The organism is Halorubrum orientale (assembly GCF_059623105.1).
The window spans coordinates 24081-31596 of record NZ_JBSPSR010000015.1 but is presented as its reverse complement, the minus strand read 5'-3'; the positions used below and the strand labels follow the sequence as shown (position 1 = coordinate 31596).

Genomic DNA, 7516 nt, shown 5'->3' with positions numbered 1-7516 from the left:
CCGTTTCCACGACATTGAAGAACGATTCTACCGAAGGATCATCCTGCAGGGTCGCTGAACTCATTCCACCTCAGCGTTCACCCTGCTCTTTGGTATGTGAACTGTTCTATGACACCCTGGAATAAAGAAAGTGACGCCCGGCTCATCGGCTACGGCGGGATGCTCGGTGAGGGACTCCTTGCCGCGCTCGCGCTCTCGACGCTCGCAGTCGCCGGCGTCACCGCCGGTGGCGGTATCGGTCGCGCACTGCCGAACTTCGCCGAGGGCGGCGGGATCATCCTCACGAGCTTCGGCGTCCCGGTCGCGGTTGGGTCGGTGTTCATGGCGCTCGTGCTCGTGAGCTTCCTGCTCACCTCCACAGATACGGCTGTCCGCCTCGGCCGCTACATGATGGAGGAGATCGTCGGCGCACCGAGTGGCTCAACAGTGACGGGTGTCTCCGGTGGGTTCGGTGACATCGCGCGTGGCCGCTACACCAACCCGCTCATTCAAGTCGGTGTCGCGTACGCGCTCGTCCTCTCGGGACAGTGGGCCACACTGTGGGGCCTCTTTGGCGGGGCGAATCAGCTGCTCGCCGCGCTCGCGCTGCTCACCGCAACTGTCTGGCTCGCCAACTGGGACGAGTCCAAACAGCTCGTCTCCACCGGCCTGCCGATGGCGATCATGGTGACGATCACGGTGCTCGGGCTGGCGTGGATCGCGCTGTACAACAACCTCTACCAGAACCTGCTACAGGGCGGTGCCGAGACGCTGAGCGCACAGATCTCCTCGGCCACGCAGCTGGTGTTGGGGCTCGTGTTGATCGGACTCGCACTGTCGCTCGTCCGAATCGGCCTCGGCAATCTCCGGTCGGTCCGTAGCAGCGATACGCCGACCGCAGAGCCGAGCGACGACTGAGCGCACGGACACGGCGGTTCTTTTTTGACGCGTCTTCGGTCGGTAGGCCCGTGACGCGCGTCGACGTCCTATGCGTCACCGCGCCCGTTCGATGTGGCTCACCGCCAGAAGCGCTTGGCGAGCCGCGAGAAGAACCCCTCTTCGGGCGGTTCGACCGGCTCCCACAGCCGGAACGCATCCGTCACCGTCGCGGCCTCGCTGTCGACGATGTGCTCTGTATCAGGTGCGACGACGATCAGGTTCACCTCGTAGTGGCCGTAGTAGCCGAACGTGAGCAACGTTCGATCGCGGAAGCCGTCGACGAAGTCGGTGACCGCCGCCGGAATCGTCTCGGCGACGACGACGAAGGTAATGTCGGTGCCGTAGTGTTCTTCGTCGCCTTCGACGCGCTCGTCGGCGATCGTGTGTCCGAGCGTGACCAGTCGCTCGAGTTCGGCGACGGTCGGGCGGTCGACACGGCGAGCGAAGAGGTACTCGTTGGTCTCGTGGTCGGCGTAGCTCAACGCCGGGTGCAGGAACTGCTTCTGGCTCCGCATCCGCATCTCTGCGGCGAGCGCGAACCGTTCGCCGTCGACGACGACGTCGCGATCGAGGTCATAGCTGTACAACAGTCGGTCAGAGACGCGGTCGAGGTACTCGTCGTCGTAGTCGGGGACCGCCTCGCGAATCTCCGCGGGGAGATCCTCCGGCGGACGACGCGGTGCGGTACCCGGCTTCGATGGCGACTCCTCGTCGCCCGTATCCGTCTCACTCATCGTCGGGATTGGTGTCGGTCGCCCTCGGTTCGTAGACGACGGCGTCGCCCGCGACGGGTGGCGCGCCGATCGCTAACAGCTCGACCGCCGTATCGGCCGTCTCGGGGTTGTGCGCGCGCTGAGGACTCCCCGGGTCGATGACGAGCAACTCGTCGGCTTCGACGGTGTACTGTTCGTCTGGGGTCTCGACGACGAGCGTCCCCGAGAGAACGTAAAACGCCTCCTGTTGGGTCTCGTGGTAGTGGTACGCGAGCGGGACTTGCTCGCCCGGCGCCGCACGAAAGTGGTTGAGCGCCAGCTCGTCGAGCCCCGCCGGGTCCGCCAGCTTCCGACACGTTGAGGGCCGCTCCGGCTCTGGCTCAACGGCCGTCGTGTCGACGACTCGGTATCCCATGGGGATGGAACTCACACGAGCGATAAAAACGCGTCGAGAGCCGCGAGGACCCCCGTCGGTACCGTTTTGTAGCTGGCCGTCGAAAGTATATGTTGAACGAATATGAGCGACACCGACGGACGGACGGAGGCGTGTGGCCGGTGTGCGATGTCGACCGTGGTCGACGCCGTCGACGGCGATGAGGACCGCGACCCGTTCGGCGACGCGCGGATCGAAGTCGACGAGGCGGCGATTCGACGCGTGTCGCCGGCGGGTGTACTCGCCGACGTGAAGGGCTGGCTGGACGACGCTGTCCATCGGCTCACCTACGGACGGTGAGCCGGCCACCCTGACCGACGAGGAGACTTATACGCCTCCGTGCCCTGCCGATCGGTAGCCAATGGACGAGAGTATCTCCGGGTTCAAACAACGCGGGGACTGGGGTGACGTCGTCGAACACGGCGAGCGGATCACGCTCGCGCTCCGGGAGGCCGGCGTGGACGGCGACGCCTTCCACGACTTCGACGACTGGCGCCCGAAGACCCACGAGCGGATAGACGAGGACGTCTCCGAGAAGACCGCCGCACAGGCGTCCGTCGGCGAGGGCGAAGGCGAGAAGGCGGGCAAGACGCCGGGTGAGGACCTCCAGACGGCCGGCGAGAAGCTCAGCGAGTCCTACGAGCGTGTCGAAGCCGACGATACCGAGGGAGCCGTAGAGCACTGGGGCGAATCGATCACCCACGTTGCGCGGGCGGCCGACTCCGCGAGTCGGAAGGCGATCCGAAAGGTCGAGGACACGGTGTACCGGAAGGTGATGACCCAGGTTGCGCCGTACTACTTTGACAACGAGCTCGTAAGCGCCAACGTCACCCAAGTAAATCGGAGCGACCCGGGCGAGCAGTTCGTCTTCGAGGTGAACGTCAACGACGACGAGTTGAAATCACGCGTGAGTGATATCCTCGCGGCGTACGAGAGCAAGATCGACCGATGGCACGTCGAAACGGAGAAGCGAACCGAAGACGTTGCTGCCGCCGAGGGTGTCGAGCCCCCAGACGACGAGGGCGGCCCGAACTCGACGATGACCTAAAGCAGAGGTGAGAGAACGGACGCCCTTATACGTCTTGGCGGGGTACCCGGCGGTATGATATTCGAAGGGCTCCCGACGACCCCTCGCTCCACGGAGCTCGTCGACAAAGCGTTCTCGCGGGCGTCGCGAGCCGGCCGCGCCAAACACGGTCGAGACGCTCAGGAGTCGATGCTGCGAACGGCCGGAAACGTGCTCTCGGACAACCTCGAGAACGTAGTCGTGTCGTGGCCCGACTTTGGCTTCGACGTCGACCCGTTCTACTACGAGCTTGCGGATGCTATCGTCGACGTCGATCGGCTTCGACAGGCGCTCTCACAGGTGATGTGGGCGAGCCGGCAGATCGAATCGCTCCGCGACGAGTACACCACGAAGGTCCGAAACGCGAACCTCGAGACGGCAAGAAAACACCGCAAACAGGCGTTCGCGCGAATGGCCGACGTGATGGAACAGATCGAATCTGACCTCCGGTATGTCGGTGACGCACGCGATGAGTTACGCGACCTCCCAGACGTCAGGCCTGAAGAACCCGCAATCGTTGTCGCAGGCTATCCGAACGTAGGAAAGTCGTCGTTCGTCAATCACGTCACGAGGGCGTCGAACGAGATCGCCGAGTATCCGTTTACGACCCGTGGCGTCGCGCTCGGACACTTCGAGCAGGACCACCTCCGGTACCAGATTGTCGACACACCGGGGCTGCTCGACCGGCCGGACGCCGAGCGCAACGACATCGAGCGGCAGGCCGTGAGCGCGTTGACCCACCTCGCTGACGTCGTCCTCGTCGTGGTCGACCCCTCCGGCGACTGCGGCTACCCGATCGACGTCCAACTCGAGCTCCGCGAAGAGGTGTGTGACCGTTTCGATGCGTCAGCGCCGGTTCTCACCGTCGCGAACAAACACGACCGGTTCGACGACGTCGACGCTGCAGTCGATGCGACCATGAGTGTCACCGAAAACGAGAACGTCGATGCGGTACTTGAGTTGGCTGTCGACGCGGCGGCGTACGAGCCGCCGCTGCCGACGCGGGATGGCAACGGTTCCTGAGGAGTCGTCAAACCAACTTCTCACTCGGCGTCGATTGGGTCGGTCTCGGTGGGCTCGACGCGGTTCGCGCCCCCAACTGCCCGCTGGCCGCGACCGAAGAGCCGTGCTCGAAGCGTGCGGTGATGCGGGCGTTCTGCGAGCAGTACCGAGCAGTCGACCGTGCTCGCCACGTCGAGGTGTAACGACTCGGCAACCAGCCGCGAGAGTAGCCCCTTCTCCGTCGCGCCGATAATGATGAGCGTGCTGCCGGTCGCCACCCGCTCGATGGCCATCTCGATGTCGCCGCTCTCGTCGACCGTTTGTTCTGCAGTGTCGAGATCGTGTGCGTTCGCCCACTCGGTGAGGAACTGCTCGCCGGCGGCTCGCTCCGTCGCGTCGTCAACGACGTGGAGCAGCCTGACTGCCGATCCGGCAGTCCGAGCGAGACTGCGCGCGACGTCGGCGGCGAGCGCGGAGTCCGGGCCACCAGCCGTCGGCACGAGGATCTCGGAGGTATCGAGGTCGCGGTCGTTCAACACGAGAAAGTCACACGGGAGCTGATTTGTGATCTCTGCGATCGGCCGCTCGGCGCGCGCCGCGCTCCACAGGTGATCGTCGCCCCAGCCCATCACCACTGTCTCCGGCCGCGTCCGGCGGGCCATCGCGAACACCTCCTCGAACGAGAAGCGTGAGACGATCGTACTGGTGTCGACGCGCACGCCGTACCCCTCTGCGGTGTCACGAAGGGCGGCAAGTTGTCGCTCAGAGGAGTCTTCGATCCGCTCGTTGGCGCGGGTGTCGTCGGGGACCCGATTCGGGGTCTGTACCACGTGGACGATGTGGACGAGGCCGTCCTCGTGGCCGCTCGCGAGAGCGCTTGCGAGTTCAACGATCGACTCGTCGGTCCGGGGATTCGCCACGGGGACCATCACCCGATAGCCCTCGTCGGCGAACAACGCCGCCTCCGCGGTGTCGAGGATCGGCACGTACGATCGACCGAACGCCCGGCCGAACGTCCACTCCGGTATCGAGAGCCGTCGGGTCACCCCCTCGAACCGCGCCTCCTCGAGTCGTTCCTCGCTCGTCTGGAAGTAGTTCACAAGCGTCACGAGTACGACGCCGCCAATGGTGTTCCCGAGTAACACTGGGAGAACGAACTCTGTGAAGCCGGCTACAAGCGAGAGATCACCCGCGTAAAGGCCGAGACGGGTCGCAAAGAGGAGGTACACCACCTCGGTGAACGAGACGACGACGTGGTAGAGATTACCGAGGGGGATCGCGAGGAACGCGAGATAGACCACGAACAGGCGGGTGACTGAGTTGGTGGAGGCGAAACCGACCCAGACGACGCCGGCGACGATGAGCCCGGCCATCGCGGCCTTGAAGAACAACGGCCAGAACCCGACGGAGAGACCTTTACTCGACACCGAGATCGCCGCGTCGACGGCGTCACCCGAGAAGACGCCACCGTACGAGAGAACGAGCGCGCCGACGACGCCACCGGCGAAGTTCCCTGCGAGCACGATACTCCAGTGACGCAAGAGCGTCGGGAGGCTCGCGAGCCGTTCGAGCGTCAGCGCCACCGGCGGCAGGGTATTTTCTGTGTACAGCTGGTAGCCGCCGAGGATGATGTAGACGAACCCGAGCGGGTACAACAGCACGCTCAAAAGCGGGTGGCCGTCGGTCGAAGCGGTCAACGAAACGTACAACAGGAACGTGATCGTGATGGCGAGCCCAGCGGCGACGCCGCTGAAAAAGAGCTCCCGACTGCCCGAGGTGACCTCCTCGTCGGCGGCAGCGACAATACGCTGGAACACCTCGTCGGAAGAGAACCGGTCTCTGACCGCCTCGCCAACGGCCGGCGCACCGCTTTTCGATCGCTCGACTACCTCCCGGACGGAGTCGTCGTCACGGCCTGATGACGGGGTCACTGCGTGCAAACGGGGGTGGACGACACAAAGAGGTTGCTCTTCTGGACAACGCGGCCATTGCAAGGGGTAGCCGAGGGATCGCCGGCGACAGCAGACGAGGCTCGTGGCCGACGCTCACGCCCGGTCGACCGTTACGAGTCGCACCTCAACGGTCGGGTCCTCGCCGGTGACCGCCGTGATGCGGTCGGCAAGGGTGTCGGCGAAGCCATCGATCGAGGCTGTCCCGCCGGCGCCGACGGTCACGACGACCCGCTCGGTCTCCAGCGGCGGAAGCGTCCCAGTGCGCTCGATACGGAGTTCGACGAGGGTCGCGTCGCCCTCTAGCGTCGAGAGCTCCGCGCCGACGGCGTCGCGGATCTCGGCTTCGGTCGTCGTCGCGGTGTGCGAGTCGTAGGTGACGCCGCCGAGGAAGACGCTCAACAGCGCGATGGCGACCACGAGGACGGCGACGCGTTTGAAAAGCGCCGAGCGCGCTCGGTCCTCGCGGAACCACTGCTCGGGGCGGTACCCCTCGTACCAGAGGACGACCAGCGCGGCGAGGTTGATCGAGAGGAGGTTGACGGCCACGATGACGCTAGCACCGATCATGAGTCGCGGGATCACGAAGGCGATTCCGACGCCGACGGCCGCCGCGGGCGGGATGAGTGCCACGGCGATCATCACGCCGACGAGTGAGGCGGAGACGCCCCGCATAAGTGAGACGATCCCGGCGACGCCAGCACCGATCGCCACCGCGAGCACGAGGACGTTCGGTGCGAGTCGCTCGGACACCTCGGCGAGCTCGAGCGGGTCGAGCTCGGGCGGAACAAGCCCGGTAGACCGGAGCGTGACGGCGAACAGCGTCGCCGCAGTAACGGCGACGAGGACCCCACCGAGTTGCATCCGGACGCCGCGTCGAAACAACGCCTCGTCGTCCACAACCGTACCAATCGCTGCCGACATCGCGGGCCCGATGAGCGGGGCGATCACCATCGACCCGACAACGGTAGCCGCTGAGTCAAGAAGGAGTCCAGCGGTCGCGATTACTGCCGATATCACCGTCATCAGGACGAACGTCTGGGTGCCAGACACGAGCTCCTCGGCTTTCGTCTGGAGCTCCTGTCGGGAGATGCGGTCTTCCTCCCGTTCGGCTACCTCGGCGTACTCGGCTTGGAGTTCGTCGAACCGGTCCGAAACGATGGTCTCAGCGGCGACAACGACTGTGACGGTTCGCTCGTCGATGCCGACCTCCCGAAGCCGCTCGAGGACCGGCTCAACGGCCGCCTGCGGCAGCGGAAACGTCGCCACGGCTGCGACCTCACGGTTTCCCGTCTCGTCGGTGACGATGTAGTCGACCCCCTCGTCATCGAGCGTGCGGACGACCGCGTCCCGCCTGCCGGTCGGAATCGTGACCTGAACGAGTCGCACGGGTGTGCATCTCGTGGATCCAACATATATGTCGGGGGCACAGCAG

General features: G+C 65.1%; 7 protein-coding genes and 1 pseudogene. 4 read left to right on the top strand and 4 right to left on the bottom strand.

Going from position 1 to position 7516, the window contains the following annotated elements:
* Positions 1–48: 48 nt before the first annotated feature.
* Positions 49–897 (top strand): annotated as a pseudogene (locus ACWUI7_RS13405) (carbon starvation CstA family protein); the annotation flags it as partial.
* A 98-nt stretch (positions 898–995) separates the two neighbouring features.
* On the opposite strand, the gene ACWUI7_RS13400 reads toward ACWUI7_RS13405, so the two are convergent.
* On the bottom strand, positions 996–1652 hold the full coding sequence (locus ACWUI7_RS13400) for a DUF8052 family protein (RefSeq protein ID WP_496642708.1): 657 nt from the start codon (positions 1650–1652) through the stop codon (positions 996–998).
* The gene (locus ACWUI7_RS13395) at positions 1645–2046 is read right to left on the bottom strand and encodes a cupin domain-containing protein (RefSeq protein ID WP_496642707.1); all 402 of its coding nucleotides are present in this window, start codon (positions 2044–2046) and stop codon (positions 1645–1647) included. The genes ACWUI7_RS13400 and ACWUI7_RS13395 overlap by 8 nt, the downstream gene beginning before the upstream one ends.
* 102 nt (positions 2047–2148) lie before the next feature.
* Between ACWUI7_RS13395 and ACWUI7_RS13390 the strand changes: the two genes are divergently transcribed.
* The 3 genes from ACWUI7_RS13390 to ACWUI7_RS13380 all read left to right on the top strand — a co-directional run bounded on the left by ACWUI7_RS13390 (position 2149) and on the right by ACWUI7_RS13380 (position 4153).
* Positions 2149–2364 (top strand): DUF8007 family protein, encoded by a 216-nt coding sequence (locus ACWUI7_RS13390; RefSeq protein ID WP_496642706.1) that lies wholly within the window; start codon positions 2149–2151, stop codon positions 2362–2364.
* Positions 2365–2425: 61 nt separating this feature from the next.
* Positions 2426–3112 carry a DUF5828 family protein gene (locus ACWUI7_RS13385; protein ID WP_496642705.1) on the top strand — a complete coding sequence of 229 codons (687 nt, stop codon included), beginning with the start codon at positions 2426–2428 and terminating at the stop codon, positions 3110–3112.
* A gap of 54 nt (positions 3113–3166) precedes the next feature.
* Positions 3167–4153, top strand: coding sequence for an NOG1 family protein (locus ACWUI7_RS13380; protein WP_496642704.1), 987 nt, complete (start codon positions 3167–3169; stop codon positions 4151–4153).
* Positions 4154–4173: 20 nt separating this feature from the next.
* Here the strand turns inward: ACWUI7_RS13380 and ACWUI7_RS13375 are convergent, their stop codons facing one another.
* Together ACWUI7_RS13375 and ACWUI7_RS13370 are read right to left on the bottom strand one after the other, a co-directional pair.
* Entirely contained in the window at positions 4174–6063 is a 1890-nt protein-coding gene (locus tag ACWUI7_RS13375; protein ID WP_496642703.1) for a formate/nitrite transporter family protein, read from the bottom strand.
* 114 nt (positions 6064–6177) lie between these two features.
* Complete coding sequence (locus ACWUI7_RS13370) at positions 6178–7470, bottom strand: TIGR00341 family protein (protein ID WP_496642702.1); 1293 nt, start codon at positions 7468–7470, stop codon at positions 6178–6180.
* Positions 7471–7516: the final 46 nt, after the last annotated feature.

Bases quoted from the DNA above. Each gene is read 5' to 3' on its own strand.
- ACWUI7_RS13400 (WP_496642708.1), bottom strand. From the start codon at position 1,652: ATGAGTGAGACGGATACGGGCGACGAGGAGTCGCCATCGAAGCCGGGT.
- ACWUI7_RS13395 (WP_496642707.1), bottom strand. From the start codon at position 2,046: ATGGGATACCGAGTCGTCGACACGACGGCCGTTGAGCCAGAGCCGGAG.
- ACWUI7_RS13390 (WP_496642706.1), top strand. From the start codon at position 2,149: ATGAGCGACACCGACGGACGGACGGAGGCGTGTGGCCGGTGTGCGATG.
- ACWUI7_RS13385 (WP_496642705.1), top strand. From the start codon at position 2,426: ATGGACGAGAGTATCTCCGGGTTCAAACAACGCGGGGACTGGGGTGAC.
- ACWUI7_RS13380 (WP_496642704.1), top strand. From the start codon at position 3,167: ATGATATTCGAAGGGCTCCCGACGACCCCTCGCTCCACGGAGCTCGTC.